The organism is Prevotella melaninogenica (assembly GCF_013267595.1).
Taxonomy (GTDB): Bacteria; Bacteroidota; Bacteroidia; order Bacteroidales; family Bacteroidaceae; genus Prevotella; species Prevotella melaninogenica_D.
On record NZ_CP054010.1, the window covers coordinates 1011591 to 1028137 of the forward strand.

Consider the following 16547-nt stretch of genomic DNA (forward strand, 5'->3'; position numbering starts at 1 on the left):
CTAAAAACCTAAATCTATTACTAACCTAAACAAATCTTCTTTTTTAATAATAATCCTGAGCAATCTTGAATACCTGTAAAGTCTAAAACCTTGTAATCAGATATGTTTCTCTTGAATTACAATGCAAAGGTATGGATAATATTCAGATTATCAAAATTAAACGATGAAAAATATCATTCTATCGGTTGTTTCTTGATATATATCAAATACGATGATTAGTGTAAAGTTGACCTTTTGAGGGTATGTTTTCCGCATAAAAGTAATGGGGGTGAATGTAATCGACTGATTACTAATAAAAAGCAGAATATATAATCTGATAAGGTGAACGACTAAGAAACGAGCGAGTTTCTTTCCCTTTCTTTATTCTGCAAAGTCTCAAAGAACTCTCTGTTTGATGTTGCAAAGATAGCGATATAATTCATATAAGCAAAGTATTTACGTTGTTTTTTCAATGAAAATCAACCTTAGACATTTCTAATTCTATAAAATCGCCATTTTAAGGTATTGCATATATCTATGAACAATGGTAATTTTGCAAAATGATAATCAAAAGAATTCTTTTAATCTTCATCATTCTACTTCTGCTGTTTCCCACTGCTAATGCTACTATTTTGAATTTAGTTGTGGGTGATACTATATACCCTACTCGAAAACATGTTTCTTCATTACATAAAACGATAGAACTCGATGAAGTTCAAGTTATTGGACAGCGGAAATTGTTTTCCATAAGAAAAGACACCACGTTTATCAATACTGATTGCCTTCGAGTAAGGAAAGGTGCTAACTTGGAAGACTTAATCAGGAATATTCCGGGCATGGAATACGACAAGGCGAACAGGCAACTATCATTCAAAGGAAAGCCATTGAACGGCGTAAACATCAATGGCGAGACCTTTATGGGCAACGACATTATCGCAGCGTTGGAGAATATGCCAACCGATGCAGTGGAACTACTGAAACTGTATGACATGCTCAGCGCATTGGAGAAAATGACGGGAGTAGATGATGGTGCCGACAATTATGTGCTGGACATCAAGACCAAATCTACCTACAATGGCAGCCTGACAGGAACACTAACGGCTGAACACGGCAATCGCGACAGACGCAGGGATGAGGTACAGGGCAATCTATTCAATGCCGATGGCGAAAACACCTCGCTGACTTTGCGCTCTGACAATCTTAGTAATATGAACATTGGGGGAAACAATTTCCAAAACATATTGTCGGGCAATATCGTGAAGAAATTTGGTAAGAAAATTACGCTCAATGCAAGCCTCTCACTCAATGCCTTCCACAATGGAAGCGAGAATCATGACTATGATGAGCAATATCTTTCATCGGGAACAAAATATCGGGAATCAATGCTGCTTTCCTTGAGCAAGAATCACAGTAATGCCGCAAACATAAATCTGCAGTATAACATAGACAAAAAGACTTTGCTGAATATAAGTGCAAATGGAAACTTCGGACGGTCAGACAACCTGACTGACAACACAACATACCTATATGAGCGCAATACGGCTGCGGACACGCTGACCTCGGGAACGCTGCGAAATAACACAAAAAGCAATGGAAAGAATTACCATGTATCTGCCGACCTCACACGGCGGATTGGCAAGGCTGGGGCATCATTTACCGTGAAGGCGACACTTGGCGGTAACTCGAATGAAACTAATAATACCAGCCTTTCACTGACGAAATTCCACCACCTGCGCAACGCTGTGGGCGGAGATTCACTACTGTTGCGCAATCTTTGCCAACAACTGCCCACCCTGCGCAACGAAAGCAGAATATCATTGCAATATACCCATCCTTTTGGCAAACAGTTGAAATTGCAGACAGGGTACGGACTGCATCACGAAGAGGATAGAAACACAAGCAACACTTACGACTATACTATACCGAATAGACCATACATAGATAGCCTAAGTTATGAGAACACACTATCTATATGTGGGCAGGAACTCACCCTGAGAATGGATTATAAGGGTAAGCAATGGAAGATAAACAGTGGCATTGATGTAGACCACCCGACTTTGAACTACGAAGGATGAAATTTTTCAGGGACAACTTCCAGCATTTCCAAAAAACAGTTTAACCATTGACTTGGAGACAAACAAACAATTTGAGCATTAAGGTTTAAACCGAATTTTTCCGAAATTGACCTGACCTGACTTTTCCTGAAAATCGACTTTAAAGCTGTTTTTACAGATAAATCAGGTTTCTCTAACAGACAGGAAATAAATGCTAAGTATTTGGCTTTAAACTTAAAATCAAAAAATAAGTGTTTTCTTTTAATGTTTAACAGGGCTGATTTGACAGTTGGCGGTGGCAAGAAACTTTCAGGACCTACCTCATAGACAAGTTTCAAATCAAAAAAAGTATGATAGAAAACGGTATATGGATTGTAAAGCTTCCTCGAAAATAACTTTTGTGTAGGTTCTAATTGAAGGATAATGGAACCTCCCAGAAAATTTCCAAGACTCTCAAACATCAGGATTTTGAAAATATCGGAAGTAATGCCATAAGGAATATTTGACACCACTTTGAAAGGAAATTTCGGAACTGCAAAATTCCTAAAATCACAACCGACAACTTGAACATTTCGGGCATCAGAAAATAATTTTCGTAAATGTTCAACCAAAGCTGTGTCGTTTTCAATAGCAACAACATTGTTGGCGATTTTTAATAAATGAACAGTAAGAAACCCCTTGCCTGCCCCAATATCTAAAACCGTATCCTGATTACTTATATTTGCTTGTCTTATTGCATCTTTTATTAGCACTTTATCAATAGTAAAGTGCTGACCCGTAAAACGAACGGGCAATTTCTTTTTTGTCATTAGTAACTTCTTACAGGTGAATACTTCTTGAGTTCAACTTATAAATGCAACTTTTTGGGTGCGGATAATAAGCAATAAAAACATTTATTTTTCAGAGAGGAAAGAGAGACAATGTCCCCCTTTCTCTCACTCTGAATGGATAAAGTTTGCTATCTTTGCTTTAATTGTCCGTCCAAAGAAAAAAAAGTTGCAGATGAGCAAACATATAACCGAGGAACAAAGGTATGCAATTTTCTATGATGTTGCAAATACCGATGAGCAAAAAAGCAATAGCGGAAGCTATCGGAGTAGATAAAAGCACTGTTTACAGGGAGATAAAGCGCAATTGCGACGCCCGAAGTGGTAGCTATAGCATGGAGCTTGCCCAGCGAAAAGCAGACAGGCGCAAGCAGCAAAAACATCGCAAGGAAGTGCTTACACCGGCAATGAGAAAACGGATAATAAAGCTGTTGAAGAAAGGATTCAGCCCGGAGCAGATTGTCGGCAGGAGCCGCTTGGAGGGAATTGCGATGGTATCTCACGAAACGATATATCGCTGGATTTGGGAGGATAAGCGGCGGGGTGGCAAACTGCACAAATATCTTCGCAGACAAGGTCGCAGGTATGCCAAACGTGGTTCTAAAAATGCAGGGCGAGGATTTATCCCAGGCAGGGTGGATATTGATGAGCGTCCCGAGATAGTGGAACTGAAGGAGAGATTTGGTGATTTAGAGATAGATACAATTATTGGTAAGAACCACAAAGGTGCCATTCTTACCATTAACGACAGAGCAACAAGCAGGGTCTGGATACGCAAGTTGTCGGGAAAAGAAGCCATCCCGGTAGCTAAGATTGCAGTATGGGCACTGCGGAAAGTGAAAAACTTAATACACACAATTACGGCTGACAATGGAAAGGAGTTTGCAAAGCACGAGGAAATTGCGCAAAAATTGGAAATAAAATTCTATTTTTGCAAACCATACCACTCATGGGAACGTGGTGCCAATGAAAACACCAACGGGCTTATCAGGCAGTATATCCCAAAGGGTAAGGACTTTAGTGAAGTAACCAACAAACAGATTAAGTGGATTGAAAATAAACTCAATAATCGACCTCGTAAAAGACTTGGATACCTCACGCCAAACGAAAAATTTAAACAAATTATTAATCAGAATTCTGTTGCATTTGCAAGTTGAATTCAGCTTATAATAAGAAAGGAGATGAAGAATTTACTTCCCAACAGGACATTTTATTCCCTAAAGTGTTTGATGTTGATGGCATGCGAGTTTTTATTTATTGGAAACTTCCACATCCTGTGGAAAAGCTCTATCCATATGTTGATTACAAAATACGGAAAATTTCAAAAGATACGTTAGTTATAGGGGATTATACAGACTTTGTGTTTGTTAATGGTCATGGTAATGCCCCAAATCGGGAATTGTCAAAATAAAAAAATAATAAATGTGGGGTAATACTCCAAATCGGGAGTTATTGAAATAATTATCTGATTATCAATGTACTTTCCAAAAGATAAAGTATTAGGGCAGAGTGGAAAAATCGTTGAAACTGGTCCTATGTAATCGTTCAAAGTGACCCTTTTGTATCATCCAAAGAGGGATTGGACATTCGCGGTACGATACGAGTATGGGTGTTATGATTTATCAGCATTCATTCTTCTCTACTCCCAAAGGATTTTGTCAGTTGTACTGCTTGCTGTTGTAGTCTGATGAGAATTTGGGAATAGGTTTCGAGTTTGCCGAGCAGTTGTTGAGCAGTGGCAACAGAATGATAAGTATTGAGGACTTTCACGACTTCGTTGTACAGAACTCCTATCTTATGAGCCAAGGCAACGATTTCTGAGAGTTTCTCCAAGTAAGGTTCTTTTGCAGGGTCTTGGGTGATGACCTTAAAAGATTCACCAAGAAGCCTTGCTCGGACAAAGTCGCTCTTTGTCTTTGCTCCCGACTTGCGATAGAGTCTGATAAGTTTCTGCTGGTCTTCGGAATTAGGTATTCTGATGTGCCATCTGTCCCATCGTGGGCAGGTGGCACATCTGCCGTCTGGCTTCTTTTGTTTTTGCTTCTTCATTGCTTTCTAATCACGACTTTGGAGTGATTTAATCCCCTTTCGGGGCAAGGGTCTTTGTGGTACAAATGGCAATTTGTGGTACAAAGACACACCTTGCTGATGTAGAAAATGGGATTATAAGCCCCTGCTGTGTTACTGCATTCATTGAATACAGTAACTCGGCGTAGGCTTGCATTCGAGGAATGCAGTAATTCAGAGTTTCCTCCATCTTTCCACATCTTCCTTGTATTGGTCGAGGTGTTCCCGCAGTACCTGTTCGACATATCCCGAAACGCTCGCTCCATGCTCACCGATTCTCCGCACCACGAAGTCTAACTTTCGTTGGGTTTCCTCTGATACATACACGGCTTTGCGGTGGCTGTTGCGAAAGGGCTGGAGATATTTCCCCTGAAACTCGGATAATTGCTTTCTGTCCTTTGTTTTTCCCATTCTTTGATGAAATTCTTCGGTAGAAGTAGCCCTTTCTGTTGGCGACAACGCTGTTTCTTGATAGGACGGTTGAGAAAAATCCTTGTTACTCTCCTTGTCATTTTGTTCCTCAACTTTATCAACAGGCTCAAACCTTCTCTTTTCCTCTTCATAATCGAAGGGCTGGTCAAAATCGGGTAACTCTTCGGGCTTGCGGAGCTTAACGCCATAATTTCCCATATCTCTAATGGCTTGTTCCAAGCGTTGTTTCCTTTTTTCATCTATTCTTGCCATAATTTCTTGGGTATCGGGTTATAGTGTTTTTCAAGCATGGCTTGTATGTCGCTCTGCTTGTAGAGTATCTTCCCTCCGATTTTGTAGAAAGGAAGCGTTCCTGAGTTTCTGTACTCTTGGAGCGTGCGTGTGCTGAGCCGTAATTGGCTGCAAACCTCCTCACCCGAAAGGTAAACCTCACCATTCAGCATCGGACGGGCGGTAGAGCAATACCGCTCCAACTTCTTCAAAGTGCCTTCCATCAGTTGTGAAAACAACTGCATCTGAGGGTCTTCCCGCGTAATGATTTCATTCTCTGCCATAATTCATTCATTCTTTGATTTCAATCCTTGACTGCATTCAGCATTTCACAGATGTCGGTCTGTTTGTAATAACACTTATGTCCAATCATGGAGAAAGGGATTTTGCCCGTATCTCGGTATGATTGTAGGGTACGCTTGCTGATGCCTAAACGCTTGCACACGGCTTCGTTGTCGAGCCATTGCTCGGTCTTGGGAGGATTACCGATGAGTTTTTCCACACGATGGATAAAGTCTGCAAATTCGGAGCGATGTCGCTCCCACGCTTTGCGGTCGATGATAATGAGTTTCATTGCCTTAATTTTGTTTTGATTACTTTATTGTTACTCAGCAAACAAACTGTTATGCAGTCCATTGCCGTACTTCTCGGGTGCAAAAGTAACCCCTCGGAAGCACCACTGCAAGAAATGAGGATAAGCAGGGAAATAGAGAGAAAGCAATAGAAAAACAAAGGAAATCCGTCTGTGTTATTGCGGTAATGAGATGAGGTGCCGGCTCGTTCCTTTTATTATCTTGTTGTTTTATCGATAATTCGATAGTTCGACAAATCGAGATGTCGAAGTGTCGATAGATAGTTTTATCGATAGATTATTTTGACGATATATAGTTTTGACAACAGATAGTCATGACAACAAATTGTACAAACAATAGATTGTCCGTATTATCGTCAGTCCTATCTGTTGTTAGTTGTTACGCCTTGCGTCCAAAGAGCCTGAGTATGCCGTATTCTTGTCGTGCCTATACTCTCTACGGCAGCCCAGCCCTGCAAGGTTGGGAGAGATGAATACGACCGCATGGATATAGAAAATGGCAATACCACCTTGAAACAGAGAAATCCTGCGGTGGAGATTCTTCTCTCCATCCGCAGGACTCGACCTTGTCAGGGCAGACAGGCTGCCGTTGTACCTTTGCACGATAAGAAACGGCATCAGGAACTTTGCGTGCGCCGCCTTTGCCTACAACGCCTTCAGGCTTGCTTCCTCCGTCAGTCTGACCGTTGGCAGATTGTTGCTCTCGATGAGCAGCACTATCGTGCCTGTCAGTTCGGTGTAAAGACGGCCGTATTGCTCGTCAGAAGCCAATGTGTCCGTCAAACCGAACTTGTCGAATGTGGCTTGAACAGCCTTGTTCGACAACAGTATAGGTACGAGTTTCTCTGGGAGCGGTGCAGGAAGTTCCCTTTCAAACTCGTTTTCCAACACGGATATAAGCGTATCGTACTTGGAAAAGTGCAAGCCTTGATACAATGCCTCGCTTGCCATGCTCTCCGCTTCAATGTGTGTAAAGCCTTGTGCTACAGCATCGCAGTAAACTGTGAGAGCCATATCTGCCCGTGCAGTGATAAACTCCGTATCTTGCAACTTTTCGGGGTGATGCTCACTCATGTAACTTCTTAACTTCAATCGGAAGTAGGAAAGTTCCTTTTTGTTCTTCTGTTTCATTGTTTTTCTTGTTAAAAAGTTGGACTTCTTTTTTTTGAATCATTCATTACGGCTGTTACATCCCAATTATGGGACTTGACTTTTTCGGTGTTCTTGACGGACACAGCCGTAAGGCTTTACGCAGTACCCTTGTATGCTCACTACCCATCAGGGGTTGCATTTCCTTGGCAATCTTGCTCTTGGTCACCCGTGCATAAATCTCGGTCGTGGAGATGAAGCGATGCCCCAGCATCTTGCTCACCGTCTCTATCGGAAGTCCGTTCTCCAGACAGATGGTCGTGGCAAAGGTGTGCCGTGCGGTGTGCGAGGTCGCTTGAGTATGCGGTGGCAGTCCTGCCTTAATACATATCTCCTGAATAGTTCTATTGAAATTACTGTTGCTGGGAAACTCTCGAAAGAAAAGCCCCTCCCTTCGTCCGTGGCTCACAATGGCGAGTATTTTCTCGGCAACGGGCAGCAACGGGACAATACTTCTGTTCTGTGTCTTTGTTCGACAGAGCGATATGTACCTACGCCCATCCCCGAATGTATAAACATCGTCCATTCGGAGTTTCTTTAAGTCTGAGAATGCCAGCCCCGTGAAACATCCCAAGAGGAAAATAAGTCTGCAATGGTTATCTGTCGAGCGGTGCGGACGGTAAGCCAAGAGTTTTTGCAGGTCGTCCGCCGTAAGTGCATTGCGCTCGTAGGTAGGCGTTTCTATGTCTATGAGTTCAAAAGGGTCTTCACGAACGTATCGCTCCTGCAATGCCTTGCGAATGACCTGATGCAAGTGGCGTAGGCGGTTGCCGACACTGCTTTCCTTGTTTCCCAAGTCCCGAAGCATAAAAAGGCGATAGTCCTCAAGCAAAGTCTTGTCCACCTCTGTGGGCATACAGTCTGCCCTGTCCCTTACTTGCAGGAAATGAACAAAACTCTTGTAGCTGTCCTTAAAAGCCCTGACAGTTGCCTTGCTTAATGTTCTGCCCTGCAATTCCTCCTTGTATTCACAAACGGATTGATATAGCTCCGTAAGTGTTGGCATGGGGCGACTTTGCTGCATATAACGCTCCTTGAGGTATTCCGCCGTGATATAGTTTTCTTCCCTTAATGTACGTTCATAGAGTGAATGCAAGCACTCTTCTATTGAGTTCAGTTGCAGATTGATGCCGCTTGAATTACCTGTTGTCGCCTTGATGCACCCTTTTCGGGCAAGCCACTCGTCGGGGGAAGTTTGCAACTGCGTGGAAAACGATGAGGACGTTCCATTACAGGTGATACGGCAACGGATTACGCATAGTCCGTCTTCATTGGTCTTGCTTCTATCTATGTAGAATAGTATGGCAAATGTACTTTTCATTGTTCTGCGGTTTTAGTTGGTCAGTTGATAATGTGCGAGTTGTGGAAGTATTTTCTCTATGTCCAGAAAGACACGCTCGGGAGATGTCTCCGCATACACTTGCGTGGTTTTGATTTGACTGTGTCCGAGCATTTTGGAAACGCTCTCAATGGACACGCCCTCCGACAGTGTCATCTGAGATGCGAAGGTATGCCGTGCCATGTGATAGGTCAGCGTTTTCTGAATACCGCAAAGCCGTGCTATCTTTTTGAGGTGTATGTTTACCGTGTCGCATCCGGGTATGGGCAGCAGATACCCCTTGGGCGGTTCGTGTCGGAAAGCCCTCGTGTGAATGCCCCGATAACGCTCGATAATGGCAGTGGCTTCGGGAAGTAGGGGGATGTGGCACACGTTGCCCGTCTTTATTCTCGGCTTGCGTATCCAAGTCATTCCCGCTTCGTGAAAGACGTGCTGCTCCGTCAAGTGATACACGTCGGTATAGGAAAGCCCCGTCAGGCAGGAGAAAAGGAACATATCCCTCGACACTTTTTCATAGCCTTGCAATTTATCTTCTCCCAAGGCTGCGATAAGACCTACCTCCTCCCTTGTGATGTAACGTGGAGTACCCACTTCCCAACGAATGGAATGGTTGATGAAGGGATAGGTGTCAATGATGTGCCGTTTATGCAGGTCTTTGAGCAAGGAAGCCAGCATGGAGAGATAGCCAGCCGAAGTGTTGAGCTTGAATCCCTTTTCTTTGGCGAAGTAGTCCTCCAAGTCTTTGATAAAGGCGATGTCGGCTTTCTGCACGGGAATATCCTCCACACGGTAGCGATACCTGACGAAGTTTGCCAGATGCTTGTGAAAGAGCAACAGGCATTTTAGTCTGCGTTCGCTGCGGTCTATGCCCACACGCTCACGGAAGCGGTCGATATACTCGTCTGTATGATGCAGCAGTCCTTGTGACTCACTGTTCAGTCCGAATACAAGCTCCCGTACTCGCTCTGCCGTGATGGGAGCATCGGATTTACCCGAAAGAGACTCATAAACCTTGTGTATGCTCACCTGAAGGCGGTCAAGTTCCTTGTTTACCGATACGGCTTCGGCACTCTTGCCCAGCAGTCGGTTTTTGCGACTGTCCCACAAACGAGGAGTACACGAGCATTTGCAACTGAACTGTACCATAGAGCGTCCTGCGCTGATGCGTCCCATGATGGGACTTTTTCCGTTTTTGTCCTGCGTACCTCTCTTGAGGTAGAAAAGCAGCTTGAATTTTTCTTTTTCCATTGTTTTTTACTTGCAAAATTACACTTCTTTGAGGAACTTTGAACGATGCAAAACATTGATAATGAAAGAGAAAACACCGTTTTAGTTACCACTTTCAGCCGTCCTTTTCCTTTCATCGTTTTTCGAACGATTTGGTAACTGAACTCCCTCCTTTTCGCTCCCTTTTCTGCCTGTTTCCTATGATGCAACCCTAAGAAGAAACAAGCAATATCCGCTGTATTTCAGTCAGATATGAGTTTTATGCCATTTTCTGCTTTCTACTCCCATACTTCCTAATAGAATGTGCTTGAATACCGCAAGAATCCTATTGTTTTCGTGAATAGAGTAGGGCGGAGCGGTAGGTAAGCAAATGCGAGGAGGCTTTGTTAGTGGAAGCTGATTGTTGGTTCTTCAGACTTTTGAAATGATAAGGAAACGCCTAAGTTTAGGGCTTAAATGAAATGTCACACGGAGTTACGGAGGGAACGGAGGCTTTGCATAATTCCGAGCAAGACATCTAAAAATAACACTAAAAACACATACAAAAAGTAGGTTTGTAACCAGAAGGAAATCAATTAGTTATAAAGTGGTAAAGTAAAAGGTGCTTAATTGCACTTCAAAAGGGCGTTAGTAAGGGGCTTAAAGGGCACCTTTTGCAAGCCAAAAGGGCATGTATTGGTTTTGAACTGCATGAAAGTAGTTTATAAAAATCAATGACATGGGGATAAATTTGGGTGTTAAGAATTTTGGAGTGATAAGGTTTGTCACTTGTGTTTAGAGTTTGAAGCAATGTCACACGGAGACACGGAGAGGACGGAGGATTATTAAAACAAAACAATGGAAGTCACGGAGGCACCGATGGTGCATAGAGCAACGGAGCTTGTTAGCCAATTTTATTAGCAATCTATATACAAAGCGTTTACCCCAAAATAGTTATTAAGAATCTGTACGCTATACCTCTGTTGCTCTTTGTGCCGTCGGCACCTCCGTAATATTGCGTTTATCTCCGTCCCCTCCGTAACTCTGTGTGCCTAATATATAAGACTTTTAGTTGCACACTCCATATTCGGAAGACCCTTATATAAGACGTTTAGTTTATCACTCCATATTTCGGAAGAGCCTTATTATTTTCATATAAATATGTTTGTCTTTATAAGAAATATTGTACTTTTGCACTTGTAATAGGCAAATCCTTTTGCCCTTTCCATCTTCCTGAAAGGTATTAGGACTTTGTTATGACAGATTGGAGAGAGCTTGCAGGCTGGGAATCGGAGCATAATCGTTTTGAAGAACAGTACTACAGCGCGTTCCTTGGATTTATGTAGGAAACAAAAACGGCTTAAAACACAGGAAGTAGGATGAGAAGGATAACATTTTTTGTTCTTAGATACAATCGACGGATTGTCATTTTATGCGTAGAACCTTTATATTCTTATAGGTGAAAGAAGTCTTCGCTTATTATGATAGGAAGTAACAACCCACTTCCCCACGTTTATATCTAAGGAATAAGATAGTGGGACAAAAGCCCGAAAAAAGAATTAGAGATACAGAAATCATCTATAGAAGAATGTCTATAGATAATAATTATTGCTTTCATTTAATAGAAAAGAAACAATGAGCAAGCAAGTTTTTCAGACAGACTCCCGTCAGCGCTGGAGTTATTTTAAGTGGACCTTACGCGTCGTTCTTACGATTCTCTCATTGTTAGGAATCGTTTTCTTGGCAATGTTTGCCTTGGAAGGAAGTCCTCAGATGCCTTTCCGTCACGATTATCGGAATGCAGTAACAGCGTCATCACCTTATACCAAGGATAACAAGACGGCAAAGCTTTATAAGTCGTTCCGCGACTTCTTCAAGGAGAAGAAGATGCACAATAACTATGCGAAGGCTACGATTAAGAAACAACGATTTATTGGAAAGGCAGATAGTCTGACACAGAAATACTTTCGTGAGTGGGACGATCCACGAATAGGTGTGCGTTCGGCATGGTATGTAAACTGGGATAAGCACGCTTATATCTCTCTGAAGAACAATATCAAGCATTTGAATATGGTTCTGCCAGAGTGGTTTTTTATCAATCCTAAGACCGACAAGGTGGAGTATCGGATTGATAAGCAAGCACTGCGGTTGATGCGTCGAACAGGTATTCCGGTTCTTCCTATGCTCACCAATAACTACAACTCCGACTTCCATTCAGAGGCGATAGGGCGTATCATGCGTGACGAGAAGAAGCGTATGGCACTCATCAACGAGATGGTTAGGACGTGTCGGCGCTATGGATTTGCAGGAATCAACCTCGACTTAGAGGAACTTAATATTCAAGATAACGACCTTCTTGTCGAATTGCTCAAAGACTTCTCACGTGTTTTCCATGCGAATGGGCTTTATGTAACACAAGCCGTAGCCCCTTTCAATGAGGATTATAATATGCAGGAACTGGCGAAGTATAATGACTATCTCTTCCTCATGGCTTATGATGAACATAACATTGAGAGTCAGCCGGGAGCGGTTAGTTCGCAGCGATGGGTAGAAAAGGCCACCGACTGGGCTGCAAAGAATGTTCCGAATGATAAGATTGTCCTCGGTATGGCTACCTATGGATATGATTGGGCAAACGGAGAAGGCGGTACGACCGTGTCATTCGACCAGACAATGGCTATTGCGCAAGATGCAGATGCAAAGGTAAAGTTCGATGATGACACCTATAACGTGAACTTCTCTTATCAGAATACCGACGATGGAAAGGTTCATCACGTGTTCTTCACCGATGCTGCCACCACGTTTAACATCATGCGTTTTGGTGCAGAATATCATCTTGCAGGCTATGGCTTATGGCGTTTGGGAACTGAAGACAAGCGTATCTGGCGTTTCTATGGCAAAGATATGTCATGGGAGAATGTGGCAAGGATGTCTGTTGCGAAGCTGATGCAACTCAACGGCACCGATGATGTCAACTTTGTTGGCTCAGGTGAAGTGCTCCAAGTGACAACAGAACCTCACCCTGGAGACATCTCGATAAGGATAGATAAGGACAATCGCCTTATCTCGGAAGAGTATTATCGCACCCTGCCTTCTACTTACACCATCCAACGATTAGGCAAATGTAAGGACAAGCAGCTTGTTATTACCTTCGATGACGGACCAGACAGCCGTTGGACTCCTACCGTACTTAGTACGCTGAAGAAGTATAATGTCCCTGCAGCGTTCTTCATGGTGGGACTGCAGATGGAGAAGAATCTGCCATTGGTAAAGCAAGTATATGAGGATGGGCATACCATTGGTAACCACACCTTCACCCACCATAACATGATTGAGAACTCCGACCGCCGCTCTTATGCAGAGTTGAAGTTGACAAGAATGTTGATAGAGAGTGTGACAGGACATAGTACTATCCTCTTCCGTGCGCCTTATAATGCTGATGCCGACCCAACGGAACATGAAGAGATATGGCCAATGATTGTGGCAAGTCGTAGGAATTACCTCTTTGTGGGAGAGGCTATCGACCCTAACGACTGGCAGCCTAACGTTACAGCCGACCAGATCTATCAGCGTGTCATTGATGGTGTACACCATGAAGACGGACATGTCATCTTGTTGCACGATGCGGGCGGTAGTTCTCGAAGGCCTACCCTTGATGCGCTCCCACGTATCATAGAGACCTTGCAGCATGAGGGATATCAGTTTATCTCCCTCGAACAATACTTAGGTATGAACAAGCAAACACTGATGCCAGAGATTAATAAAGGTAAGGAATACTATGCGATGCAGACCAACCTCTGGTTAGCAGAGATGATCTATCATGTCTCAGACTTCCTCACAGCTCTTTTCCTTGTCTTCCTTGCCTTGGGAATGATGCGCCTGATATTTATGTATGTACTGATGATAAGAGAGAAACGGGCGGAGAACCGACGTAATTATGCTCCTATTGATGCTGCCACAGCACCAACAGTTTCTATCATCGTACCGGGTTATAACGAGGAAGTAAACATCGTCCGTACCATCACTACGCTTAAGCAACAAGACTATCCTAACCTGCATATCTACTTCGTTGATGATGGTAGTAAGGACCATACACTCGAACGTGTACATGAGGCTTTCGACAATGATGATACGGTTACGGTGCTTGCTAAGAAGAATGGTGGAAAGGCTTCAGCCCTCAACTATGGTATTGCTGCCTGCCGTTCAGAGTATGTTGTTTGTATTGATGCCGACACCCAGTTGAAGAATGATGCGGTAAGTAGATTGATGAAACACTTCATCGCTGACACAGAGAAGCGTGTCGGTGCGGTGGCTGGTAACGTGAAGGTGGGTAATCAACGGAATATGCTTACCTACTGGCAGGCTATTGAATATACGAGTAGTCAGAACTTCGATCGTATGGCTTACTCTAATATCAATGCTGTCACCGTTGTGCCTGGAGCTATCGGCGCCTTCCGAAAGGAGGTTATAGAAGCCGTGGGAGGCTTTACAACCGATACCTTAGCAGAAGACTGCGACCTGACGATGAGTATCAACGAGCATGGATATATCATCGAGAACGAGAACTATGCTGTAGCAATGACCGAAGCTCCAGAGACGGTCCGTCAGTTTGTGAAGCAGCGTATCCGTTGGTGCTTTGGTGTGATGCAAGCCTTTTGGAAGCATCGTTCCTCTCTCTTCGCACCTTCTAAGAAAGGTTTTGGTCTATGGGCTATGCCTAATATGCTTATCTTCCAGTATATCATCCCTACCTTCTCACCATTAGCCGACGTACTAATGCTCATCGGACTCTTTACTGGTAATGCTCTACAGGTATTCCTTTATTATCTCATCTTCCTTATCATTGACGCCAGTGTGTCAATCATGGCTTATATCTTCGAGGGCGAGCGTATGTGGGTACTTCTGTGGGTTATCCCTCAACGTTTCTTCTATCGCTGGATAATGTATTATGTCCTCTTCAAGAGTTACCTCAAGGCGATAAAGGGTGAGCTGCAGACATGGGGCGTGCTGAAGAGGACAGGGCATGTGAAAGGCTAACCCACACAAAAGCCTCACCCCCAACCCCTCTCCGAAAGGAGAGGGGAGTAGATAGCGAGATACCCCTAATAAAGCCTCACCCCCCTACCCCTCTCCTGCAGAGAGGGGGAGTGCTGGATACAGTTCGCTGGGGGGAGGATGAAAAGTTTTCTTTAAGTAGTTTGCTAAAAGGTTTTCCTATACAAAGGTGTTATGAGCCTTTCTTTAAGTAGTTTGTTATAAGGCTTACCCAAACTAAGGTGTTAAGTGGCTTTCTTTAACTAATTTGCTAAGCGCCGACGTTCCCGAATCAATCTGTTTGACTTGAAAAGATAGTCTTCTCAACCCGATAGGGGTATCTCGGTGTTTACGCCCCTCCCTCTGGGGGAGGGGAAGGGGGAGGGGCTGGTTGTTGTTGCTGGCTGGCTGTTGGTCAGTTGCTTTTTCCTATTCTTTTCCTTATCTCCAACCTCATCGGGTCCTGTATATTTGCCTTACTGATCAGTTGCAAGTAGCGTTCGCGGAGCGGACCGACCCTTACATTCTTGCGGGCACGTACAGAGGAGATGACGGATGAAGGGTTACAGGGTTCGCGCACATGAAGCACCCTACAGATATGATGTACGATGGTTTGGAAGTCCATTGGCCTACCGCATTTATCCATCAGTCGTCCTGTCTCCCAAACCATGTGAGCCAAGTCGATGAGGTCACACTTCAATCCAGTCCAATACAATCCTTCCTCCTCGCTTCTATTGATTAGGTCACAGAAGTTATCAACAATCCTTGTCGTCAGTCGGTCTTCCTCCTCTTGAGTCCAGAGGTGGGCAGCCTTCATTACTATATTAACTTTCTTCATCATTGTTCTTAGTGTTTTTTTGTTATAGAATAATGGTTTTAATCATCTACCACCTTCTTTATTCGTGACGCAGTGTAGGTCAGTAGGAGAAGTCGTCGGGTGGCATTCGCATCGTCCCCCTATGGAAACAGCCTACTGGGGAGAAGACTGTTTCGTGAGGTTGCTGCAAAGGTAAAACCCTAAAGTGCAGTATATGTTCAATACCAAAAATTTTTTCATTAAATAAAACTAACGAAATGACCACTAATCTGATTCGGAGGAATAAGACAGGTGAGCCGCCTTAAAAGTTAAGGGTTCATCTATAAAAACTACTAATCCTTATACTTTGAACTTTGAACTTTGAACTTTGAACATTGAACATTGAACTTTGAACATTGAACTTTATGATATGTACCTTTTTACCTTTGAACATTGAGGTTTGAACATTGAACTTTATGATATGTACTTTTTACCTTTGAACATTGAGGTTTGAACATTGAACTTTATGATATGTACCTTTTTACCTTTGAACATTGAGGTTTGAACATTGAACTTTATGATATGCACTTTTTACCTTTGAACATTGAGGTTTGAACATTGAACTTTATGATATGTACTTTTTACCTTTGAACATTGAGGTTTGAACTTTGAACTTTATGATATGTACCTTTCACCTTTGAACATTGAGGTTTGAACTACGAATTACGCTAATGATTATTGTAATGTAATTCGGGTCATTCGTAGTCTTGTCGCTTTTGTTTTCGTGCAAAAATATGTCATT

13 protein-coding genes and 1 pseudogene are annotated in these 16547 nt (G+C 43.1%); 4 read left to right on the forward strand and 10 right to left on the reverse strand.

Annotation, left to right across the window (positions count from 1 at the left end; all coding sequences use genetic code 11):
- The first annotated feature begins 539 nt into the window (after positions 1 to 539).
- On the forward strand, positions 540 to 2054 hold the full coding sequence (locus tag FIU21_RS03750; protein ID WP_004378882.1) for a TonB-dependent receptor: 1515 nt from the start codon (positions 540 to 542) through the stop codon (positions 2052 to 2054).
- Here the strand turns inward: FIU21_RS03750 and erm(F) are convergent.
- On the reverse strand, positions 2042 to 2842 hold the full coding sequence (gene erm(F), locus FIU21_RS03755; RefSeq protein WP_004359035.1) for a 23S rRNA (adenine(2058)-N(6))-methyltransferase Erm(F): 801 nt from the start codon (positions 2840 to 2842) through the stop codon (positions 2042 to 2044). The genes FIU21_RS03750 and erm(F) overlap by 13 nt on opposite strands.
- Before the next feature lie 193 nt (positions 2843 to 3035).
- Between erm(F) and FIU21_RS03760 the strand changes: the two are divergent.
- Positions 3036 to 4017: pseudogene (locus tag FIU21_RS03760) on the forward strand (IS30-like element IS4351 family transposase).
- The gene (locus tag FIU21_RS03765) at positions 4014 to 4271 is read left to right on the forward strand and encodes a hypothetical protein (protein WP_004359029.1); all 258 of its coding nucleotides are present in this window, start codon (positions 4014 to 4016) and stop codon (positions 4269 to 4271) included. The pseudogene FIU21_RS03760 and the gene FIU21_RS03765 overlap by 4 nt, the downstream one beginning before the upstream one ends.
- A gap of 218 nt (positions 4272 to 4489) precedes the next feature.
- Here the strand turns inward: FIU21_RS03765 and FIU21_RS03770 are convergent, their stop codons facing one another.
- The 8 genes from FIU21_RS03770 to FIU21_RS03805 form a co-directional block, all read right to left on the reverse strand.
- Complete coding sequence (locus FIU21_RS03770; protein ID WP_004359027.1) at positions 4490 to 4909, reverse strand: plasmid mobilization protein; 420 nt, start codon at positions 4907 to 4909, stop codon at positions 4490 to 4492.
- A gap of 192 nt (positions 4910 to 5101) precedes the next feature.
- Positions 5102 to 5611 (reverse strand): DUF3408 domain-containing protein, encoded by a 510-nt coding sequence (locus tag FIU21_RS03775; RefSeq protein ID WP_004359024.1) that lies wholly within the window; start codon positions 5609 to 5611, stop codon positions 5102 to 5104.
- A complete protein-coding gene (locus FIU21_RS03780) occupies positions 5599 to 5913 on the reverse strand; it encodes a helix-turn-helix domain-containing protein (protein ID WP_004359023.1) in 315 nt (104 codons plus the stop codon). Before FIU21_RS03780 ends, FIU21_RS03775 begins: the two co-directional genes overlap by 13 nt.
- Before the next feature lie 20 nt (positions 5914 to 5933).
- Positions 5934 to 6203: a helix-turn-helix domain-containing protein gene (locus tag FIU21_RS03785; protein WP_004359021.1), complete on the reverse strand. Its 270-nt coding sequence runs from the start codon at positions 6201 to 6203 to the stop codon at positions 5934 to 5936.
- Between the two features lie 390 nt (positions 6204 to 6593).
- Complete coding sequence (locus FIU21_RS03790) at positions 6594 to 6824, reverse strand: hypothetical protein (RefSeq protein ID WP_147331687.1); 231 nt, start codon at positions 6822 to 6824, stop codon at positions 6594 to 6596.
- Between the two features lie 42 nt (positions 6825 to 6866).
- Complete coding sequence (locus FIU21_RS03795; RefSeq protein WP_004359020.1) at positions 6867 to 7352, reverse strand: DUF1896 domain-containing protein; 486 nt, start codon at positions 7350 to 7352, stop codon at positions 6867 to 6869.
- 55 nt (positions 7353 to 7407) lie between these two features.
- The gene (locus tag FIU21_RS03800) at positions 7408 to 8691 is read right to left on the reverse strand and encodes a site-specific integrase (protein WP_004378883.1); all 1284 of its coding nucleotides are present in this window, start codon (positions 8689 to 8691) and stop codon (positions 7408 to 7410) included.
- 12 nt (positions 8692 to 8703) lie between these two features.
- On the reverse strand, positions 8704 to 9957 hold the full coding sequence (locus FIU21_RS03805; protein ID WP_004359018.1) for a site-specific integrase: 1254 nt from the start codon (positions 9955 to 9957) through the stop codon (positions 8704 to 8706).
- A gap of 1593 nt (positions 9958 to 11550) precedes the next feature.
- Here FIU21_RS03805 and FIU21_RS03810 point away from each other — a divergent pair.
- The gene (locus tag FIU21_RS03810) at positions 11551 to 14952 is read left to right on the forward strand and encodes a trifunctional glycoside hydrolase family 18/polysaccharide deacetylase/glycosyltransferase family 2 protein (RefSeq protein ID WP_004360537.1); all 3402 of its coding nucleotides are present in this window, start codon (positions 11551 to 11553) and stop codon (positions 14950 to 14952) included.
- Positions 14953 to 15364: 412 nt separating this feature from the next.
- Here the strand turns inward: FIU21_RS03810 and FIU21_RS03815 are convergent, their stop codons facing one another.
- The gene (locus tag FIU21_RS03815) at positions 15365 to 15790 is read right to left on the reverse strand and encodes a hypothetical protein (RefSeq protein ID WP_004360538.1); all 426 of its coding nucleotides are present in this window, start codon (positions 15788 to 15790) and stop codon (positions 15365 to 15367) included.
- Between the last annotated feature and the right edge of the window lie 757 nt (positions 15791 to 16547).